The 18,406-nt window shown below is 44.2% G+C and carries 21 protein-coding genes; 6 read left to right on the forward strand and 15 right to left on the reverse strand.

Features of this window, described 5'->3' with window-relative positions; all coding sequences use genetic code 11:
• Window positions 1-229 precede the first annotated feature (229 nt).
• The 7 genes from SFC25_RS07105 to SFC25_RS07135 all read right to left on the reverse strand — a co-directional run bounded on the left by SFC25_RS07105 (window position 230) and on the right by SFC25_RS07135 (window position 5,615).
• Window positions 230-1,102 (reverse strand): nucleotidyltransferase-like protein, encoded by an 873-nt coding sequence (locus tag SFC25_RS07105; protein ID WP_411214599.1) that lies wholly within the window; start codon window positions 1,100-1,102, stop codon window positions 230-232.
• A gap of 142 nt (window positions 1,103-1,244) precedes the next feature.
• Window positions 1,245-1,688: a peroxide-responsive transcriptional repressor PerR gene (perR, locus tag SFC25_RS07110; RefSeq protein ID WP_095223594.1), complete on the reverse strand. Its 444-nt coding sequence runs from the start codon at window positions 1,686-1,688 to the stop codon at window positions 1,245-1,247.
• Window positions 1,689-1,808: 120 nt separating this feature from the next.
• Window positions 1,809-2,354, reverse strand: coding sequence for a cob(I)yrinic acid a,c-diamide adenosyltransferase (locus tag SFC25_RS07115; protein WP_411214600.1), 546 nt, complete (start codon window positions 2,352-2,354; stop codon window positions 1,809-1,811).
• Entirely contained in the window at window positions 2,354-3,310 is a 957-nt protein-coding gene (locus SFC25_RS07120; protein WP_411214601.1) for a D-2-hydroxyacid dehydrogenase, read from the reverse strand. Before SFC25_RS07120 ends, SFC25_RS07115 begins: the two co-directional genes overlap by 1 nt.
• A gap of 180 nt (window positions 3,311-3,490) precedes the next feature.
• The gene (locus SFC25_RS07125; RefSeq protein ID WP_411214602.1) at window positions 3,491-4,588 is read right to left on the reverse strand and encodes an aminopeptidase; all 1,098 of its coding nucleotides are present in this window, start codon (window positions 4,586-4,588) and stop codon (window positions 3,491-3,493) included.
• Window positions 4,589-4,659: 71 nt separating this feature from the next.
• Window positions 4,660-5,127, reverse strand: coding sequence for a thioredoxin-dependent thiol peroxidase (gene bcp, locus SFC25_RS07130; protein WP_411214603.1), 468 nt, complete (start codon window positions 5,125-5,127; stop codon window positions 4,660-4,662).
• Between the two features lie 62 nt (window positions 5,128-5,189).
• Window positions 5,190-5,615, reverse strand: a complete 426-nt coding sequence (locus SFC25_RS07135) for an ion channel (RefSeq protein WP_411214604.1) — start codon at window positions 5,613-5,615, stop codon at window positions 5,190-5,192.
• A gap of 249 nt (window positions 5,616-5,864) precedes the next feature.
• On the opposite strand from SFC25_RS07135, the gene SFC25_RS07140 reads away from it, so the two are divergent.
• On the forward strand, window positions 5,865-7,154 hold the full coding sequence (locus SFC25_RS07140) for a glutamate-1-semialdehyde 2,1-aminomutase (protein WP_411214605.1): 1,290 nt from the start codon (window positions 5,865-5,867) through the stop codon (window positions 7,152-7,154).
• A gap of 144 nt (window positions 7,155-7,298) precedes the next feature.
• Window positions 7,299-8,366 carry an FUSC family protein gene (locus tag SFC25_RS07145; RefSeq protein ID WP_411214606.1) on the forward strand — a complete coding sequence of 356 codons (1,068 nt, stop codon included), beginning with the start codon at window positions 7,299-7,301 and terminating at the stop codon, window positions 8,364-8,366.
• A 164-nt stretch (window positions 8,367-8,530) separates the two neighbouring features.
• Here the strand turns inward: SFC25_RS07145 and SFC25_RS07150 are convergent, their stop codons facing one another.
• From SFC25_RS07150 to mutY, 5 genes are all read right to left on the reverse strand, one after another.
• The gene (locus SFC25_RS07150; RefSeq protein WP_411214607.1) at window positions 8,531-9,046 is read right to left on the reverse strand and encodes a GrpB family protein; all 516 of its coding nucleotides are present in this window, start codon (window positions 9,044-9,046) and stop codon (window positions 8,531-8,533) included.
• 89 nt (window positions 9,047-9,135) lie between these two features.
• On the reverse strand, window positions 9,136-10,914 hold the full coding sequence (locus tag SFC25_RS07155; RefSeq protein WP_411214608.1) for an ABC transporter ATP-binding protein: 1,779 nt from the start codon (window positions 10,912-10,914) through the stop codon (window positions 9,136-9,138).
• A 73-nt stretch (window positions 10,915-10,987) separates the two neighbouring features.
• Complete coding sequence (ntdP, locus tag SFC25_RS07160) at window positions 10,988-11,515, reverse strand: nucleoside tri-diphosphate phosphatase (protein WP_038558812.1); 528 nt, start codon at window positions 11,513-11,515, stop codon at window positions 10,988-10,990.
• Window positions 11,516-11,698: 183 nt separating this feature from the next.
• Window positions 11,699-11,962, reverse strand: a complete 264-nt coding sequence (locus tag SFC25_RS07165) for a gamma-type small acid-soluble spore protein (protein WP_411214975.1) — start codon at window positions 11,960-11,962, stop codon at window positions 11,699-11,701.
• A gap of 56 nt (window positions 11,963-12,018) precedes the next feature.
• On the reverse strand, window positions 12,019-13,104 hold the full coding sequence (gene mutY, locus SFC25_RS07170; protein ID WP_411214609.1) for an A/G-specific adenine glycosylase: 1,086 nt from the start codon (window positions 13,102-13,104) through the stop codon (window positions 12,019-12,021).
• Window positions 13,105-13,176: 72 nt separating this feature from the next.
• Between mutY and SFC25_RS07175 the strand changes: the two genes are divergently transcribed.
• Complete coding sequence (locus SFC25_RS07175) at window positions 13,177-14,172, forward strand: metal-dependent hydrolase (RefSeq protein ID WP_411214610.1); 996 nt, start codon at window positions 13,177-13,179, stop codon at window positions 14,170-14,172.
• A 28-nt stretch (window positions 14,173-14,200) separates the two neighbouring features.
• Here the strand turns inward: SFC25_RS07175 and SFC25_RS07180 are convergent, their stop codons facing one another.
• Entirely contained in the window at window positions 14,201-14,464 is a 264-nt protein-coding gene (locus SFC25_RS07180) for a YfhJ family protein (RefSeq protein WP_411214611.1), read from the reverse strand.
• A gap of 104 nt (window positions 14,465-14,568) precedes the next feature.
• Here SFC25_RS07180 and SFC25_RS07185 point away from each other — a divergent pair, with 104 nt between their 5' ends.
• A complete protein-coding gene (locus SFC25_RS07185) occupies window positions 14,569-14,733 on the forward strand; it encodes a YpzG family protein (protein WP_411214612.1) in 165 nt (54 codons plus the stop codon).
• Between the two features lie 29 nt (window positions 14,734-14,762).
• On the opposite strand, the gene SFC25_RS07190 is transcribed toward SFC25_RS07185, so the two are convergent.
• Both SFC25_RS07190 and recX read right to left on the reverse strand, forming a co-directional pair.
• Complete coding sequence (locus tag SFC25_RS07190) at window positions 14,763-15,092, reverse strand: YfhH family protein (protein WP_411214613.1); 330 nt, start codon at window positions 15,090-15,092, stop codon at window positions 14,763-14,765.
• An 18-nt stretch (window positions 15,093-15,110) separates the two neighbouring features.
• Entirely contained in the window at window positions 15,111-15,938 is an 828-nt protein-coding gene (gene recX / locus SFC25_RS07195) for a recombination regulator RecX (RefSeq protein ID WP_411214614.1), read from the reverse strand.
• An 86-nt stretch (window positions 15,939-16,024) separates the two neighbouring features.
• Here recX and SFC25_RS07200 point away from each other — a divergent pair, with 86 nt between their 5' ends.
• Window positions 16,025-16,921 carry a TIGR01777 family oxidoreductase gene (locus SFC25_RS07200; RefSeq protein WP_411214615.1) on the forward strand — a complete coding sequence of 299 codons (897 nt, stop codon included), beginning with the start codon at window positions 16,025-16,027 and terminating at the stop codon, window positions 16,919-16,921.
• Between the two features lie 314 nt (window positions 16,922-17,235).
• Window positions 17,236-18,387, forward strand: a complete 1,152-nt coding sequence (locus SFC25_RS07205) for an AI-2E family transporter (RefSeq protein WP_411214616.1) — start codon at window positions 17,236-17,238, stop codon at window positions 18,385-18,387.
• Window positions 18,388-18,406 lie beyond the last annotated feature (19 nt).

Below are 18,406 nucleotides of genomic sequence, written 5' to 3' on the forward strand. Positions count from 1 at the left end.
TTGTTTTCTTGTTTGTCAGCCGTTGTTGCTCCCTGGCGACGCATATAAATATAACACGCATCTCAATACATGGTCAATAGTTTTTTAATAAAAATATCAAATTCATTCCCAATATGCTAAACACAGCCAAAACAGCTTACCATAGCAGCCATCCTAATACCACAACAACATCGGTTTTTTCGAGAGGACAGAATGTATTATATCAACTACTGCCCTCTCCCTTCTTTTATCATAATTCTTTGATTTGATACTCTCGATGATACAGAGCCTTGCCTTTTGTTTCTGTCAGCACAGCTTCTATTATCTCTTTCTCCTCCAAATAATTGAGAAGTGCACTTAAATCAGCTGAATATGCTTCCACTTCCGGTCTGTTCTTTAATTCCCCAAAGGTCCAAGCACTATCTTTCATTCGCATGACACGAAGAAGATGCTCAGCAGCAGAATGCGATCTGGCATTGATGGCAACATTGACAGCAAGAAGCATCAGCTGCACACGCTGGTCTGTTTCTTCCTTACTCTGAATGAATTCTTCACAAAGCTTATATACTTCCGAATCTATTCTACGCACCTGATTCCAGACGGTGACTTCCGGATGATGTCCTTTTTCAATAATAGATAATCGAGCCAAATAATGCAGACACCGTACCATTCGTGCATAAGCATCAAGATATTGCCCGCTGTCATGGAGATCCTTCGTCTCTGCATAAGAACGAATAAGCTTGGCAAATTCGATTGTCATTTTCAGCTTGCGCTTTTCATAAGGAAAACTGGCCAGTTCGTTTTTTAGATTATCAATATACTCATTCCGATCAAAGACGACTTTCCCCTCGAAGATCCATTCGACTGCCCGCCGATATGTACTAGTATCAATCCAATATTGAAGAAGTGTCTCTTCGACAATATGCATGGCTGCGATTTTTCCTTCATAACTGTAATGCTTTGTAAACCATGGTTCTTCTGAATGTTTGACAATCACCAGCAGAATCATATCGAAGTTATCTGTTGTCGGACTCACCGGCCTTGTCTTTTCTACTAAGATGATACCCAATGTATTCGGCATGCTTGCACGTTCCTGATAAATCGGACGAAGAATGTTCTCCAAGACGATCCCTCCGCAATGTAATTCTATATATTTTAGTAGTAATTCAACATATTTCTTCAAAATCCTTTTTTACCTGACAAAAGAAAAACCTTCATCACAACGTGATAAAGGCTTTTCTATCTATAGAAGAATTCCGCTGAGGTTAATGCTTGGTTGTTTGCTGACAATCCGGGCACGTCCCGTATAATTCCAAACGATGATGGGTTACATCGAAGTTTGTCACCTGAGCAGCGAGTTTCTCTACTTCATAAAGGCTTGGATAATGGAAATCGACAATCTTGCCACATGAATCGCATATCAGGTGGTAGTGTTCATCTGTATCACAATCGAATCGGCTGGAGGAATCTCCATATGTCAACTCCCGCACTAAACCGTTCTCACGGAATACACGAAGGTTGTTATAGACCGTTGCTACGCTCATATTCGGAAACTTATCCTCTAGCGCTCGATATATATCATCAGCGGTAGGATGGATCTTGGAATTCAGCAAGAACTCAAGCACCGCATGACGCTGTGGTGTAATTCTGACTCCGGATTCTTTTAATCGCTCCACTGCTGCTTGTAATCTCTGTTCAGACACCGTCATGCACCTCGCTTTCACTTGTAAATAAAACTTTTGTCTAAACGATGACTATTATTACATTATACTTCTTCTAAATTGTAAAGGGGTCTCCCTTATCTTGTCAATAAAAAACCATCGTTTCCTTCAAATATCAGGTACGAGCAGTACTTCTTCTGTTTCATGAAGAAGATTTGCGTATCTGGCTGCAACAAATAGATAGTCTGATAAACGATTGATGAAGCGTAATACCTCATCATTCCGAGTCTCTTCTGTCATGGAGACAATCATTCTTTCAGACCGACGTACGATTGTGCGCGCCTGATGCAGGACAGCCGCACTTGGGCAGCCTCCCGGCAGTATGAATTGCTTCAGCGGCGGAAGCTCTGCTGTCCATTGGTCGATTTCAGCCTCGATATCATTTGTGTGCTCGGGCCTCAATTTCCAATGCACTTCCTTTTCAGCTGGTGTCGCAAGTTCAGCTCCTGCATGGAAAAGCAGCGTCTGGACACGTTGTAATGATTTCCTGAAGTTATCGTTATCAGCAGTTAAAAGACTGACTGCAGTTCCAATCGCTGCATTTGCTTCATCCAGGGTGCCATAAGCTTCGACACGGGGATGATCTTTCGGGACTCGCATTCCATAGATAAGCGAAGTTTCTCCCTTATCTCCGGTTTTCGTGTAGATCTTCATTAGTATCCTCTGTCTAAATCGATTTTATTTATATATTGTCCTTCAGTTTCTTCATCTGTATATACCGCTAAATTCTTTTCAAACACATCCATTGCTCGTTCTGTATAATATGGTGTTTTACCGGCCATATGCGGAGTTAGAATAACTCGCTCATGATCCCAAAATGGGTGATCCTCCGGCAGGGGCTCTTCTTCAAAAACGTCTAGCACTGCTGCTTTTATTTTCTCTTTATTCAGTGCCTCCAGTAATACATCCGTCGCTACGGCATCTCCGCGCCCCATATTTAGGAACACTGCGTGCTTCGGCATAAGATCAAAGTGGTGCTCTTTATAGAAATGCTTCGTTTCTTTCGTACTTGGTAGGATGGAAATCAAATAATCTGCATGAGGCAGAACTGTCTCGATATCTGTCTGTTTATACACTTCATCAAAATGCTCTTTCGGTGATCCACTGCGACTCACGCCGATTGTATGCATGCGGAACGCTTTCCCCAAGCGCGCCACTTCTTGGCCAATCGCTCCTGCTCCTACGACAACTAGTTTTTTCGCAGTGATTTCATCAATCATTATATCCTTATCCCATACATGCTCTTCCTGCTTTTTCAGAAAAGCGCGTTCATTGCGGGCAACAGCAAGGATGGACGAAATTGCATATTCCGCCATTTGGATACGATGGATACCATTCGTGTTTGTCAGCATGATGCCTTTCTCAGCAATAATATCCAGTGGGAGGTAATCGACACCCGCTGATACCACCATGATCCACTTCAACTTATCCGCTGTACGAAGTGATGCTTCATCTGCTCCATTTCCGCCAGTAACCAAAACCTCTGCATTCTTCACCTGCTTCTCTGTTTCTTCCTTTGAGGAACTGAAGTGGAATGTCACATCTGGATAAGAGCTTTCAAAATGCTGTTTCAATTTCTGATCTAATTTCACCGCTACGAGAATTTGCATATGTATCTCCTCCAAGAAAGTTTGTTTACCTTCTTCTACTATAACCCTTTTCCATTCCGCACGAAAAGCGACACCCTCCATAAAAAAAGCTCAGACGGTAAACGCCTGAGCCAATTTTCATGTAGGGGAGGTTTCATACTGTACTATATGCACATACGCAGCACCCAGTATAAGCACTTGTCATGGATTGAGCCCTTTCAATTCTTCCAGCACGAATAATCCGTCCTTTCGAATAAGCACATCATCGAAATAAATCTCTCCGCCGCCGTATTCCGGACGCTGAATAAGTACCATATCCCAATGAACAGATGAGCTGTTGCCATTCTCGGTCTCATCATAAGAATCCCCCGGCGTGAAATGCAAACTTCCAGATATCTTTTCATCGAAGAGGATATTTCCCATCGGCTCTTTGATTAGGGGATTCACACCTAGCGCAAACTCACCTATGTAACGCGCCCCTTCGTCCGTATCCAGCACTTCATTCAGTTTATTCGTGTGATCGGAAACAGCCTCGACAATTTTCCCGTTTTTGAATGTCAGAGCTACATTTTGGTGGACAACACCCTGGTAAGGGCTTGGTGTATTATATGTAATCGTACCATTCACACTATCTTTTACAGGTGCTGTGTATACTTCTCCATCCGGCACATTATGCGTACCTGCACAAATAACCGCAGGAATATCCTTTATGGAAAATGAAATATCCGTTCCAGGACCAACGATCCGAACCTGATCTGTCCGCTCCATCAAATCCTTCAATGGCTGCTGTGCTTGTCGCATTGCATCATAATCTACCGTGCTTACATCGAGTACATAATCGTAATATTGATCAAAATTCATTTTGGCCTTCTGCGCTGCTGCTGGTGTCGGATAATCAAACAGCACCCATTGAAGGTTTTCATACAGATAATCATCAGAAGGCTTCAACAGTTTACCGCGCTTGACGAACTGTTCACTTGGGACACTGCTTAACTCTGCATCATTATCTTCTCCGCGAATTACCAGCAAAGCATCCGTATCCTTGAACTGCTCCAAAAACCATTTATCATGTAACCGGAACTGTTCTTCCGGAGCATGCTCCAACATTATCCTGTCGGTTTCCTCATCTTGCCAGAGTATAAATGGAATCACGCCCAGTGCATATGCTTCCTTCTGAATTTCCTTTACAAGAGGTTTACTGGATGGAACAGCACTGATGATTACCTTCTCTTTCTCACCAAGCTTTAAACTATGGGACAAAAACAGCTTGGCCAGTTTATTCAGACGTGGATCTTTCATCGTATCATCTCCCTTTATTTTCCATAGTAACAAAAAACGGCCCAATGTATGTACATTGGGTCGCAGATAAGTTATAGATTTTCCCGGATGAACTCCAGTGCTTCTTCTGTATGTCCATCCACCTTCACTTTGCGGAATTCCTTTTGGAGATTACCTTCCTTATCGATAATGAAAGTAGAGCGTTCAATCCCGTAATACTCTTTGCCGAAATTCTTTTTCAGCTTCCAGCATTCGTAGTCTTCTGCTACAGCATGATCTACGTCTGCAAGCAAAAGGAATGGAAGGTCGAATTTGTTCATGAATTTCTCATGGCTTTCAACAGGGTCCGGGCTGACCCCGATGATGACTGCATCCAAGTCGGTGAATTTATCGTGGTTATCACGGAAGCTGCACGCCTCAGTCGTACAGCCTGGTGTATTATCTTTTGGATAGAAATAAAGTACGATGTTTTTTCCTTTGAAGTCCTGCAGTGAGACGATTTCACCGTTCGTTGCCGGTAAGGTGAAGCTAGGTGCTGCTTTGCCAATTTCAGTTGTCATGAATAGGCCTCCTCTGGTTTCTGATATAACACAAGCGTATCCGATTTAGCCTGGGAGCACAACTAATCTCCTTCTCCTTTCATTTTCTGCCTTACAACAGTGTGCTGCCATACTTTCAATACCAGTCCGGATGGCAGCAGGTATCCAATCAATGCCTCAATCAGTGCAAGGAAACGTCCGATTCCTACAGGCAGAATATCCCCATAGCCAACAGTGAGTAACGTAACGCCGCTGAAATAGATGGAGTGCATCAAGGAACCCGCAAGAGACGAATCAATCAAGTCGCCTCCCTCGGCAAGTACGATGCCTTCGATTGACAGGATAAAATAAATCAAACCAAAAGCGAGCATGACACTTATATATAGGAATAATAAAGATAAAAACAAATCGACAGAAAATATTGAGGAGGCTCTTACCTCATGTTTGAAAAAGGAATACATACAGCCAATCAGAGCAAAGAATATTATTATCACTAGTACAAACACCATGTCCATCCCTCCGGTCAAGCTGCAAAAGCCAGGAACTAGAGGATAAGCAATGAATCCCTAAACGGGAAGGACACCCGCTCGGAGCTTCCTTTCTTATCCGTACGTCCCTAAACGACTTTCTCCACTTTCCTAATTAGTTATTAGTTTACGAGCGGCATGTCCGGACTATGTGCAGCAAGTCGCTTTTTTCGATGGTCCGGAGGGCATATGCTATACTGATTAAGAGAAATTTACGGAGGTTTACCAATTATGAATAAGACCAAATCAGAACAATTACATAAAGAGGCACAGGAACATATCGTTGGCGGCGTAAACTCCCCCTCCCGTTCCTTTAAAGCAGTAGGCGGCGGTTCTCCTGTTTATATGGAGAAAGCGGAAGGAGCTTATTTCTGGGACGTGGATGGCAACAAGTACATCGACTTCTTGGCAGCATACGGCCCTATCATCACTGGACATGCTCATCCGCATATTACAGAAGCCATCACGAAGGCCGCTCAAAACGGCGTATTGTACGGCACACCGACGCGCCTTGAGAATCAATTTGCCCAAATGCTGAAGGAAGCTATCCCATCCCTGCATAAAGTCCGTTTCACTAACTCTGGTACAGAGGCAGTGATGACAACGATCCGAGTAGCTCGTGCCTACACCGGCCGCAATAAGCTGATAAAGTTTGCAGGCTGTTATCACGGTCACTCCGATCCAGTGTTAGTAGAAGCAGGCTCCGGTCCATCCACATTGGGTACACCTGATTCCGCTGGTGTTCCAGCATCAATCGCAGCAGATATGATCACTGTTCCCTTCAATGATCCGGAAGCATTGCGCGACGCTTTGGAAAAATGGGGCGATCAAATTGCAGGTATCCTCGTGGAACCGATTGTCGGCAACTTCGGGATCGTGACACCAGAACCCGGCTTCCTTGAAAAAGTAAATGAATATGCGCACGCAAAAGGTGCACTTGTCATTTACGATGAAGTCATCACAGCATTCCGCTTCACATACGGCAGCGCACAGCAGCTACTTGGTGTTGAGCCGGATTTGACAGCAATGGGTAAAATCATCGGCGGCGGTCTGCCGATTGGCGCTTATGGCGGTAAGAAAGAAATCATGGATCAAGTAGCTCCGCTCGGCCCTGCTTATCAAGCGGGAACTATGGCCGGAAACCCTGCTTCTATGGCAGCAGGTATCGCTTGTTTGGAAGTACTGCAGCAGCCAGGTGTCTATGATCGTTTCGAGGAGTTGGGTGCAAAATTGGAAGCTGGTATCAAGCAGCACGCGGAAGAAGCAGGCGTAACAATTACAGTCAATCGTTTGAAAGGTGCGCTTGCCGTGTACTTCACCGACGAGAAAGTAACCAATTATGCACAAGCATCTGCTTCTGACGGCGAGAAATTCGCACAATTCTTCCAGCTTATGCTCGAGCAAGGTATCAACTTGGCTCCTTCCAAATATGAAGCATGGTTCATCACAACAGCACATACAGACGAAGATATCGATCGTACATTGGAAGCTGTAAAAACAAGCTTCGAACAAATGAAATAAGGGTATGCTAAAAGGCATCAGCACTTTCGCTGATGCCTTTTTTTGGTCTTAAACATTTCTTCAGTAAATACTTTATTATCTCAGGGCATTCGTGTAACATCATAAGGTATAGTTTTTCAAGGAAAGAACGGAGGATCCAAGACTATGAAACTTGGTGCCAGAATGCTTAAAACTGGCGTGGCAATCACACTTGCCTTATATGCAGCCACATTACTTGGTTTGACGCCGGTGTTTGCTGCAATCGGAGCTGCCTTTTCAATGCGGCAGTCCGTTTATCAATCCTATATCGGACTCATGGATCAGGTGAAAGGGAATGTAGTTGGTCTGGTTGTAGCCGTTGCAATGTTCTATACATTCGGGACCGAACCGATCATCATTGGCGTTTCCGCCATCCTGACAATTGGACTATGTGTAAGCCTGAAAATACGGGAAAGCGTCATCGCAATCGTCTCACTTGTTTCGGTAATGGAGAATACGAGCGATATGGACTTCCTTCCTTTCGCATTGCTGCGGTTCTCGACACTGACATTAGGAATCCTGTCCGCTTTCTTCGTGAATTTGGTCTTTCTGCCGCCTAAGTATGAAGTCGTTCTCCTGCAGAAAATCGATCAATTCAGCACCGAAATTCTGCAATGGCTCCGTGTTGCGACCCGCAGTTGGTCCGATCAGCCGGCATTGAAGGACGAAATAGCCAGGATAGAATCAGAAATCCAAAAAATAGACGATATCTATACCCGCTACTCCGAAGAACGAACGTATACGAAAAAACAAAAACTCGTAAAGGCTCGGAAACTAGTCGTCTTCCGTCAGCTTATAACGACCTTGAAGCAGTCTCACGGTATTCTGAAGGAAGTCTATGATCTTGGGGATAAGATGACAGAGCTTCCGACACGTTCCAGTGACACATTCGTCGAAGAGCTCGATAAAGCGATCATGTCACATGAAAAGCTGATCCTTAGCGCGATGGGACGAATCAAGCACCAGCAAGAAGACAGCAATTTTCGCGAAACACTTGATCCGGATATCCCAGCACTTGTCGATTTGCTTATCCATGTATTCGAGAACAAGGAAAATGAAGAGAAGATGCTCTTCCTTCCGCTTGCTTCTCGTCTGATGGAATATCACAGAGAGCTTGACAGACTGAAACGACTTTTAAACAGTTACCTGAAATACCATAACGAAGATTCCACGGTAGTCATGCCGAAGGAATAAAGCACATCACTCAAGTGAGTGATGTGCTTTTTTAATGCATGATAGTACAGAAATGCAGAGCTTAAGGTAGGGGGGGGTTCAAGCTGAGAACACAAAGAAAAATGATGGAACTATTAATGCAGCTGCGTTTTCCCCCATTATTCAAAATCCCACTTAGCCATCTATTACATATCCTTTAACCATACTAATGCTTTTGCTTCTATTTCTTTCACTAGCTGTTCCTTTCCACGAATATACGCCTCAATATCATACTGAAATCTCTCTGCCAACTCTGCCTTCAGCAACCCATACCTTTTCTTCATCTCAGGATGAACCAGTAAATAATCTCGAAAAGCTACATGCCGTTTTATTTCATAACTTCCATTCTGATAAATATGTACATGATGCGTGCGAAAGTCCCCGCCTTTTTCAAAATACCTTCGTCCAGGTATTCCATTCTCCCCTTTGGGCTCGTATCCAATCTCCCGCATTTCATCGTTAAAATCATCCACAATATGAATATCTCTGACAACGGGCAATATATCAATGATTGGCTTTGCTTTTAACTCCGGGACGGATGTACTGCCGATATGGTGTATGTCCGCGATTTCATCTTCGAAAATAGTTCTCAGTTTGAATGCTTCTCTCTTGAACATATGCCTCCAGTTTTCATTATCAGAAAACACCTCAACCTTTCTCAAATACATCCTCCTCTCTTTTCTTCGATTATAATCCAATGCCTATATGTAAATTATAAAAAAAAGATAGATGAACAGGTCTCCCTGTCCATCTATCTTTTTTCGGTTGTACTTAAAGTCCCAGAATCCTCATCCAGATGCTGGATCTGATAAAGGTTAAAGTAATTGCCCTGCAATGCCATCAAGTCGACATGCGATCCTTGCTCCACAATCTGTCCGTCCTGTACAACGACGATCCGGTCTGCATGTGTAATTGTCGCAAGACGATGTGCAACGATGAAAGTGGTTCGATCTGATGCAAGCTTCTCCAGTGCTTCCTGGATGAGATGCTCGCTCTCCAGATCAAGTGCAGATGTTGCTTCATCAAGGATTAATATAGGCGGATTCTTCAGGAAGATACGCGCAATAGCGATACGTTGTTTTTGCCCGCCTGATAGCTTCACACCACGCTCTCCTACAAGTGTTTCGTATCCTTCAGCAAGATGCTCGATGAAGTCATGGGCGTTGGCTGCTTTTGCAGCGGCAACAACTTCCTCATGTGTTGCTTCAGGTCTTCCGAGTTTGATATTCATCTCGACCGACTCACTGAACAGGATATTATCCTGGAGCACCATCCCTATTTTATCCCGTAAGGAACGCGACTGAACATCCCGGATATCTGTTCCATCAATTGTTATCCGCCCGCCCGTCACATCATAGAACCGCGGAATAAGACTGACGATTGTAGATTTACCGCCTCCGCTCATTCCAACGAAGGCAATTGTCTCCCCTTGCTTTACATCGAGCGAGATGTCCTTGAGTACAAGATCCTCATCCTCACTATAACGGAAAGAAACATTTTCAAAAGAAACATGGCCATCTACTTTCGTCAGCTGCGCTGCTGCGGGCTTATCTTCAATATCATATTTCTCATCAATGAATTCAAAAACCCTATCCATTGACGCAACTGCTTGTGTCAATGTTGTAGAAGAGTTCACCAAACGGCGAAGCGGGCTGTAAACACGGTCCATGAAGCCTGCAAAGGCAACCATCGTACCCAAAGTCAGATTACCTTGGATAACTTCATATGCAGCGTATCCAATCACGAGCAGTGGCGCCAAATCTGTAATCGTATTTGTCACCGCGAATGTCTTGGCATTCCAGGTCGTATGCTGGATGGCGCTATCAAGGAAGTTCCGGTTTTGTACATCAAACTGCTTTTGTTCATAATCCTCAAGTGCAAAGCTTCGTGTAACAGGGATTCCCTGTACCCGCTCATACAGATGCCCCTGCACTTCAGCCAAGGCTTGCGAACGTTTCCTTGTCAGACTGCGAAGACGTTCATAGAAATACTTGATTGCCACACCATATACCGGGAATAAGATAATTGCCACCAGCGTGAGCGACACATCCATCGTGAACATAATGCCAACCGCAATAACAATCGTAGCCAAATCAAGCCATACATTCATCAGACCTGTCATGATGAAGTTTTTTGTCTGCTCCACGTCATTGATGACACGAGAAATAATTTCTCCGGTTTTTGTTTGGGAATAATAGCGAAGACTCAAACGCTGTATGTGATCGAACAGCTGGTTACGGATATCATAGAGCACCCGGTTCCCTGTCCATTGCGCTAAGTATTGCCGGTAGTACTCAATCGGCGGACGCACGATGAGAAAGACAATCAAGGAACCGCCAAGCAGCCAGAACAGCCGCTGCACCTTGTCAGCTGCGGACATATCCGCATTGACAACATGGTCGACCACATACCCTAAAATCAGCGGAATCAGCAACGGTATCGCGAATTTTACGATACCAATTATAATTGTAAAGATAATCTTCCATTTATACGGCTTTACAAATTGTAAATACCGTTTCGTACTGCTCAACACATATCACCTCTCTGTTGTGCACAATGATAAATCCCTGCCGCTTCCGGCAAGGATTCATAGCTTATGTTATTTATCTGTAGGTTAGGAACAGCTCATACCATGTATCGATGAAATCGGGTGAAAACGGTCCTTTTCCTTGCCTGATCCAGCTAATCAGTATATCGACCTGGTTCCACAGAATTCGTTCGATTTCGGGCGGATAATTCATTTGACGCTTGTGTACATTGAATTCATCTTCATCCAGCAGCGTAAATGTCATATCAGGATATATCTTGATATCGAGATCATAATCGATATACTTTAGCGCTTCCCCGTCATAAACATATGGGGAGCTGATATTGCAATAATAATAAATGCCGTCTGTACGCAGCATACCGATAATATTGAACCAGTACTTCGCATGAAAATAAACAATGGCTGGTTCGCGCGTGATCCAGGTCCGTCCATCGCTTTCCGTGACCATCGTCCGATCATTGGCACCAATCAGGATCTCTGCCGTACTCTTCAATACTGTGCTGCTTTCCCATACCCGATGGAGCTGGCCGTTATGCTTATAGCTGTGTATCTGAATTTTCGTTCCTGCCTCTGGGCCAGCCATGCGAATCTTCCTTCCTTTGTTATTGTCCTATGTAAGATGGTTTCTTTATATTATAAAGATATTTCAGACACAATGGAAATGAAAAACGCTGATTGTTGCCCAAGCATAGATAAAAGAGCCCTTCAGCGAGGGCTGAAGGGCTCCGTTCATACGAAAGTAACAATTCAGACGATGTCCGTCTTTTTACTTACGGGACTGTTGATTTTGCTGCTGAACTTGCTGTACATCTGTTTCAGAAGCAAATTCAGTACCGAATTGTTGGCTGGAACCGCCAGTTGCTTTCTGACGAGACTGCTGGTTCTGTTGCTGAACCTGCTGTACGTCTGTTTCAGAAGCAAATTCAGTGCCGAATTGTTGGCTGGAACCGCCTTGACGAGACTGCTGGTTTTGTTGTTTAACGTGGTTTACATCAGTACCAGATTGTGTCTTTCTGTTCATCGTTATCACCTCCGCCACATTACTTTCTCCTGAATGCGGCGGACTTATCCAAAAAAGAAACTGGTTTATTCTGGTATGTTGATTTGCTGCAGGATTTTCTGATGCGGAACCGGAAATGGATAATCCTCTATATCCGTCAAAGCAACAAATCTGCCCTTCTCCGCTTCCTTATTGTTGGTTTTTGCGCGCAGGACAATCATCTCCCAAATGATATGGGAAAATATGTGCCGAACAGGCTGCAGCGTTTCTTCAAGCTCTATATCGATTCCATATTCAAGTCTGAACCAATACGCAAGCTGTTCTACGGAAACCTCCGTTGCATCTGCCATCGGAAACTGCCACAAATTTGCAAGCAGTCCTTCCTCCGGCCTTTTTTCAATAAGCACTTCCCCATGTTCGTTTTCCACTGCAATAGAAAGGTATGGCATCGTTTTCTGCTTTTTGCCCTTTGATTTAATGGGCAGCTCCTCCTGCAACCCTTGCTTGAAAGCTGCACAATGCGACTGCACCGGACATAGCAAACACGCGGGCTTTTTCGGTGTACAGATCAGCGCACCTAGTTCCATCAATCCTTGGTTGAATGAAGATGGATCCTTTTGTGAAATCATTTCCTCGACTGCCGCTTCGAAAATCTTTCTTGCTTTCGGTTTGGCTATATCCTCGGTTATCAACAGGATTCTGGATAAGACACGCATCACATTCCCATCGACTGCCGGCTGCGGTATACCATAAGCAATACTAAGTATCGCACCCTTTGTATACGGTCCAACACCTTTTAGCTTACCAAGCTCTTCCACATTGTCAGGCACCTTGCCGCCGTATGCCTCTGCTACCTCACGTACAGCGGTTTGAAGATTCCGAGCCCGGGAATAGTACCCTAAGCCTTCCCACGCTTTTAAAACGTCCTGCTCATCTGCTTCGGCTAATGACTGGATTGTTGGAAAACGTTCCATAAAACGGTGAAAGTAAGGTATAACCGTATCTACCTTGGTCTGCTGAAGCATGATTTCCGACACCCAAACCCGATACGGATCCTGATTTTCACGCCAAGGCAGTGTACGTTTTTCCTGCTGGAACCAATTAATTAAATCATCTTGAAATAAATCTATCGAAAAATGCTGAAACTTAACATGTAGATCGTCTAATTGCAAATTCACTCACGCTCCGTGTTACAATATTAAATGTATTAGGTGGTTTGGTTTCATCAGAAGGAGGACATTAAGATGGACACTGGTACCCATATCGTCATGGGGATAGCCCTAGGCGGGCTTGCCACACTCGATCCTGCTGTTCACCAAGATCCCGTATTGTTCAATGCAGTACTTGCTGGCACGATTCTTGGTTCACAGGCACCCGACTTTGATACAGTACTGAAATTACGCAACAATGCTTCTTATTTACGAAACCACCGGGGAATAACGCATAGCATCCCCGCAGTCATATTATGGGGACTAGCGATTTCCCTTCTTCTGTACGTGTTAGTACCAGAGATTAATTTCCTGCATCTATGGCTTTGGACATTCGGGGCCGTCGTGCTGCACGTATTTGTCGATGTATTCAACGCTTACGGCACACAAGCGTACCGGCCGTTCACCCGACGCTGGGTCGCTTACGGTTTTATTAACACATTCGACCCTTTCATCTTCACGATGCATGCGATCGGTATCGTCCTTTGGGTGATCGGCTTGGAGCCGGGTCCAACCTTTGCCGTCATTTACGGCATCCTTATCCTTTACTACGTAAAGCGTTACTTGGATAAGCGGCGAATCATCAAACAAGTGAAAGAAAAAATACCCGATGCTCAAATCATCGCTACTTCACCGACAATGAAACAAGCATTTTGGCGTGTTGCCGTTACGGCTCCAGATCGTTTTTATGTCGGAAAAGTAGAGAATTGGCAGCTCCGCATGATTGATGAATTCGAACGGAAGCCATTACCTGATAATGAATTAATAGAAGTTGCCAGAGAAGACAAGAATATTGCAGCTTTTCTCAGCTTCTCCCCCGTCTTTACGTGGGAAGTGAACATGTATGATGATTTCACCGAATTGCGTCTGATTGACCTGCGCTACCATAATAGCGCACAGCATTACCCATTCAAAGCCGTCGTTCAGATCGATGATAATCATCAAGTGATGAGCTCCTATACCGGCTGGATTTTTTCCGAACAGAAACTGCAGCGAAAACTGGTCACAGATGATAATCCGTCTGCATTATAAAACCTGGAGATATTTTCTCCAGGTTTTTTTATTGTTGTCTTCGTTCCATGAATAGATGATGGTACTTCGGATTACTGTCGAGGAACTCATCCAGCCGCGGACCATAGTGCTGGATCCACTGACGCACAATTGCTTCTGTCATTTCCTGTCCTTGATATTTACGGCCGGCCTTTGCACGAGTTGCTTCGAAATCCTCCCAAAGAATCTCTACCCATGTCCGAGCCTCATCTATTGTCAATCTGTCGTTCTGCTCCTGCAAAAGCGCAGCAAGCTCACGGAATTTATTTTCCATCCTTCTTTCTTCCCTTCCATTAAAATCCCAACATATTCATGCTGAAGAAGCACAAACTATTTGTACTGCGGGGCATCCAATCCTTGCTCGAGGAGGCAGATAAAATGTCCAGGTTTGATCGTTTTTCTAAAACAGGCACCATCAATTCCATTATTCAATCGCCTCGCACTACAGCGAAGCACGCGAATAACCAAGTGAATGGAGAAACACAGCAAACACAGACTGATATCATCATCCGAACTCAAGCAGTTAAGAAAAACCGCAGATAAAATATACCTCGGCTTCTCAGCCGAGGCAATTACATAGTCTCCCTGCCGAGCACACTGATCGGCAAAGCTTTCAGTTCTTGTCCTTTTTCACTGCCCTGGCGCCGATAGCCCCAGGCAAAGACACCGTTTAGGTAATCAATCGTAAAGACATGCGACCGATCGCCCTTGATTTGATACGTCGCACCGGGTTTGAATTCATCTGGATTCATCGTATAGGCTTTGGCCATTTGCCGTTTACGCTCCAAGATCTGATATTCACTGAAGTTTCCCATTTGTTCTGCCTTTTGCTGCTGAATCTTCAGCTGTTTCATTTCTTCCTTCAATTGCTCCACAGTCAAGTCACTATAACGTAATTGCATTTTCGCACCTGCTTTCCGCTAGTAAAGGTCTTTTTCTTTCGCTTCCTCTATATATTTCTGGATAAGTTCCATAGGGAAGCCCTTTCGATAAAGCGCAGTCTTGATTTTCTGATCAAGCTCGTAGCCTTCCGCTTTTTGCGCGTATTTACGCATAAGCTTGTCTCCCTGATATCGAACAGCCTCGAGTTCAGCATCTGTATCCTGATCGGAATCCGAGAGCGCCAGGGACACAGCTTCCTTGGCAGCAGCACTTGAGAAGCCTTTCGAGAGCAGCTGCTGCTGTGCAAGCTGGATTTTCTCCTGATGCGATTTCTTTGCTTTTGTCTGCAGCTTCGTACCGGCAAGCTTGACCGCTTTCTCCAGCTCTTTTTCGAAGGAGTAATATGTCATCGCCTGATCCGCCACAGCTCCGGTGATACCTTTTTCCTGCAATTCCTTCCGAATGACGAGCGGACCTTTACTTGTTGTGTTCACCTTCGTCCGAACAAAAGCACCGGCAAAAGCTGCATCATCGGTATAACCCTGCTCTTCAAGCCTCATTAGTGTCTCTTCGATATGTGACGGATCCTGCTCCTTCTTCAGGAGGTATGTTTTTATTTCTTTTTTGGACCGCATCCGGTAGCTTAGATATTGTAAAGCTAGGGTAAAACACTTATGTGCAGCATCTTTTTCGATAATGGACTGCAACGCTTCCTCGGATAGTTCCTGACCTTTGGTGATACCGCTTGTAATCAGGACATCTTCATCGAGACCAAAGCCGAATTTTTCGCCTTTACCATCATCGAGAAAGACATTATAGCGCCCGATGTTATTTTTTTGGGTCGTGATTTTCGTGATTTTCACCATATTCGACACCTCTGTGTCTTTATTCTAACACGAAATGACAGCATACAAAATTGTAAGCTTACCTAATATAAAAGGAGGAATCCATCATGAATATCGTTATCAGTGGCGGAACAGGTTTCGTCGGAAAACAGCTGGCAGAGACATTGATTGAGAAGGGGCATCATGTGTATATCCTTACTCGGACACCAGAGAAGAAGCTGGACACAAAACAAGTTACGTATATCGGCTGGATGAAAAAAGGATTCAATCCCCTTTCCCAGCTCCCCGAGATTGATGCAATCGTCAATCTCGCCGGAACAAGCCTATTCGGCAAATGGACCACGGAAAAAAAGGAAGACATCAGAAGCAGCCGTTTGGAAGCTACCGAAACACTTGTTGATATGATAGGCAAAATGCCGAAAAAGCCAAAAGTCTTCATCAGCGGATCCGCTGTAGGATATTACGGCACAAGCGAACATGACGCTTTTACCGAGGAAACAACGAAACGCGGACAGGATTTTCTGGCAGACGTGACATATGAGTGGGAAGAAACCGCCAAGCAAGCAAAAGGCCTTGGTGTCCGGACTGTACTTGCACGTTTTGGTATTGTACTCGGTGACAAAGGCGCACTTCCGCTCATGCAGCTGCCTTTCCGTTATTTTGCAGGCGGAAAGATAGGCAGCGGCGAGCAATGGCTTTCCTGGATTCATGTCCAGGATGCAGCAGGGTTGATCGCTTATGCAATCGAACAGGAATCCATCAAAGGACCACTTAATGTCACAGCTCCTTATCCGAGACGGAACAAGGATTTTAGTAAAACACTAGCAAAGACACTGCATCGCCCATATTGGACTGCAGCGCCTGCACCGGTACTACAGAAAGCTTTGGGTGAGATGAGTACTTTAGTTCTTGATGGACAATGTGTCTATCCGAAAAAAGCGCTCGACAGCGGGTACCAATTCCGCTTCCCTAACCTATCCAAAGCGCTGGAACAAGCTTTGTAATCGTGGAGGTGTTCAGCGTAATCTGAATGCCAGTACCAAATGACTTGTGCACAATTACCATCCCTGAGGTTGTGGATAATGTGCATAAGTCTATTTTTAGTTTATTTCTCAACGATGATACTGTTGATAATATTGTTGATAATACATCTAATAAAATTATCAATCCAGAATCTTATTTTTATATCGAGTACTTGAGTAGATTAATTCAATACATAAGATTAAAATAAACATAACGGTTATACGCCATTATATTAGGCTATAATGATAGAACGATAGAATTACGGATAGAGCGGGCCAAAGAGGAGAGGATTGCCATGCCAGACCTACAACGCAGCAAGCAGGGGAAATTCAGCAAGTTTTTCCTGAACAATAAATTTGTCATTGCGATGCTGATTCTTTTCATCATCGGGCTGAATATACTTGTCTATTCAAGTGTGTCATTTATTTTTACGCCGATCGTCGTGATTGTTAAGACAATCATATTGCCAATCATTTTGACCGGGGTTGTCTACTATTTGACAGTGCCAATCGTAAATTATTTAGAGAAAAAGCGTGTGAAACGCGTTTATTCCATTATCGTCCTCTACCTTGTTATCATTGGATTATTAACAATACTCATCAGCTCAGTCATTCCCGTCCTGAAGGAGCAGACATTGAGCCTGATCGAAAATAGCACCGAATACTTTGAGCAAGGTGTCGATATGGTCCAATCCATCACAGGCAGCAATGTGGTCAATCAGATTCAAGCATCAGGAAATTTTGATTTCAACCAAATCCTGAATGAGCTGCAGACTCGCGGTACCAGCATGCTGAACAATCTGTTCGCAAATTTGACCAGCTTTGTTGGGGCAGTAACAGAGGTAATCATCGCAATTGTCACAGTACCTTTCATCCTTTTCTATTTGCTGAAGGATGGAAAGAAACTTCCAGTCTATATATTAAAGCTGCTTCCGGTACGCTTCCGCAGTCAAACATATGAAGTGATGTCCGAGATGAACCATCAAATCAGTTCCTACATACGGGGACAGATTATCGTCAGCTTTGTCATAGGCGTTCTGCTGTATATCGGCTACTTGATCATTGGTCTTGACTACGCACCAGTACTGGCAGTCATTGCAGCATTCACTAGTGTTGTTCCATATCTTGGACCGGCGATTGCGATTACACCTGCAATCATCATCGCGATTGTTACATCGCCGTTCATGCTCCTGAAGCTGATTATTGTCTGGACGGTTGTCCAGTTAGTCGAAGGAAAACTGATTACTCCCCAGATCATGGGCCGGAATATTCGTGTACATCCAATAACAATCATATTCGTAATCCTTACCGCCGGAAATCTATTCGGTGTTATCGGTGTTATTCTCGCAGTACCGGGTTATGCGATATTGAAGGTCATTGTAACCCATACCTTCCATTGGTTTAAAAAGAGATCGCATCTATATGAAGAAACAACCAAAACAAACTAAAACAGGAGCTGCACGATGC

Origin of the sequence: Terribacillus saccharophilus (genome assembly GCF_046592595.1) — a bacterium.
Classification (GTDB): domain Bacteria; phylum Bacillota; class Bacilli; order Bacillales; family Amphibacillaceae; genus Terribacillus; species Terribacillus saccharophilus_C.

Coding starts and splice junctions, on each gene's coding strand:
- SFC25_RS07120 (WP_411214601.1), bottom strand. CDS start 3,310: ATGCAAATTCTCGTAGCGGTGAAATTAGATCAGAAATTGAAACAGCAT.
- SFC25_RS07145 (WP_411214606.1), top strand. CDS start 7,299: ATGAAACTTGGTGCCAGAATGCTTAAAACTGGCGTGGCAATCACACTT.
- SFC25_RS07135 (WP_411214604.1), bottom strand. CDS start 5,615: ATGGTGTTTGTACTAGTGATAATAATATTCTTTGCTCTGATTGGCTGT.
- SFC25_RS07205 (WP_411214616.1), top strand. CDS start 17,236: ATGCCAGACCTACAACGCAGCAAGCAGGGGAAATTCAGCAAGTTTTTC.
- SFC25_RS07125 (WP_411214602.1), bottom strand. CDS start 4,588: ATGAAAGATCCACGTCTGAATAAACTGGCCAAGCTGTTTTTGTCCCAT.
- perR (WP_095223594.1), bottom strand. CDS start 1,688: ATGACGGTGTCTGAACAGAGATTACAAGCAGCAGTGGAGCGATTAAAA.
- recX (WP_411214614.1), bottom strand. CDS start 15,938: ATGGTGAAAATCACGAAAATCACGACCCAAAAAAATAACATCGGGCGC.
- SFC25_RS07185 (WP_411214612.1), top strand. CDS start 14,569: ATGTCCAGGTTTGATCGTTTTTCTAAAACAGGCACCATCAATTCCATT.
- SFC25_RS07180 (WP_411214611.1), bottom strand. CDS start 14,464: ATGGAAAATAAATTCCGTGAGCTTGCTGCGCTTTTGCAGGAGCAGAAC.
- SFC25_RS07175 (WP_411214610.1), top strand. CDS start 13,177: ATGGACACTGGTACCCATATCGTCATGGGGATAGCCCTAGGCGGGCTT.
- ntdP (WP_038558812.1), bottom strand. CDS start 11,515: ATGGCTGGCCCAGAGGCAGGAACGAAAATTCAGATACACAGCTATAAG.
- SFC25_RS07190 (WP_411214613.1), bottom strand. CDS start 15,092: ATGCAATTACGTTATAGTGACTTGACTGTGGAGCAATTGAAGGAAGAA.
- SFC25_RS07140 (WP_411214605.1), top strand. CDS start 5,865: ATGAATAAGACCAAATCAGAACAATTACATAAAGAGGCACAGGAACAT.
- SFC25_RS07115 (WP_411214600.1), bottom strand. CDS start 2,354: ATGAAGATCTACACGAAAACCGGAGATAAGGGAGAAACTTCGCTTATC.
- bcp (WP_411214603.1), bottom strand. CDS start 5,127: ATGACAACTGAAATTGGCAAAGCAGCACCTAGCTTCACCTTACCGGCA.
- SFC25_RS07200 (WP_411214615.1), top strand. CDS start 16,025: ATGAATATCGTTATCAGTGGCGGAACAGGTTTCGTCGGAAAACAGCTG.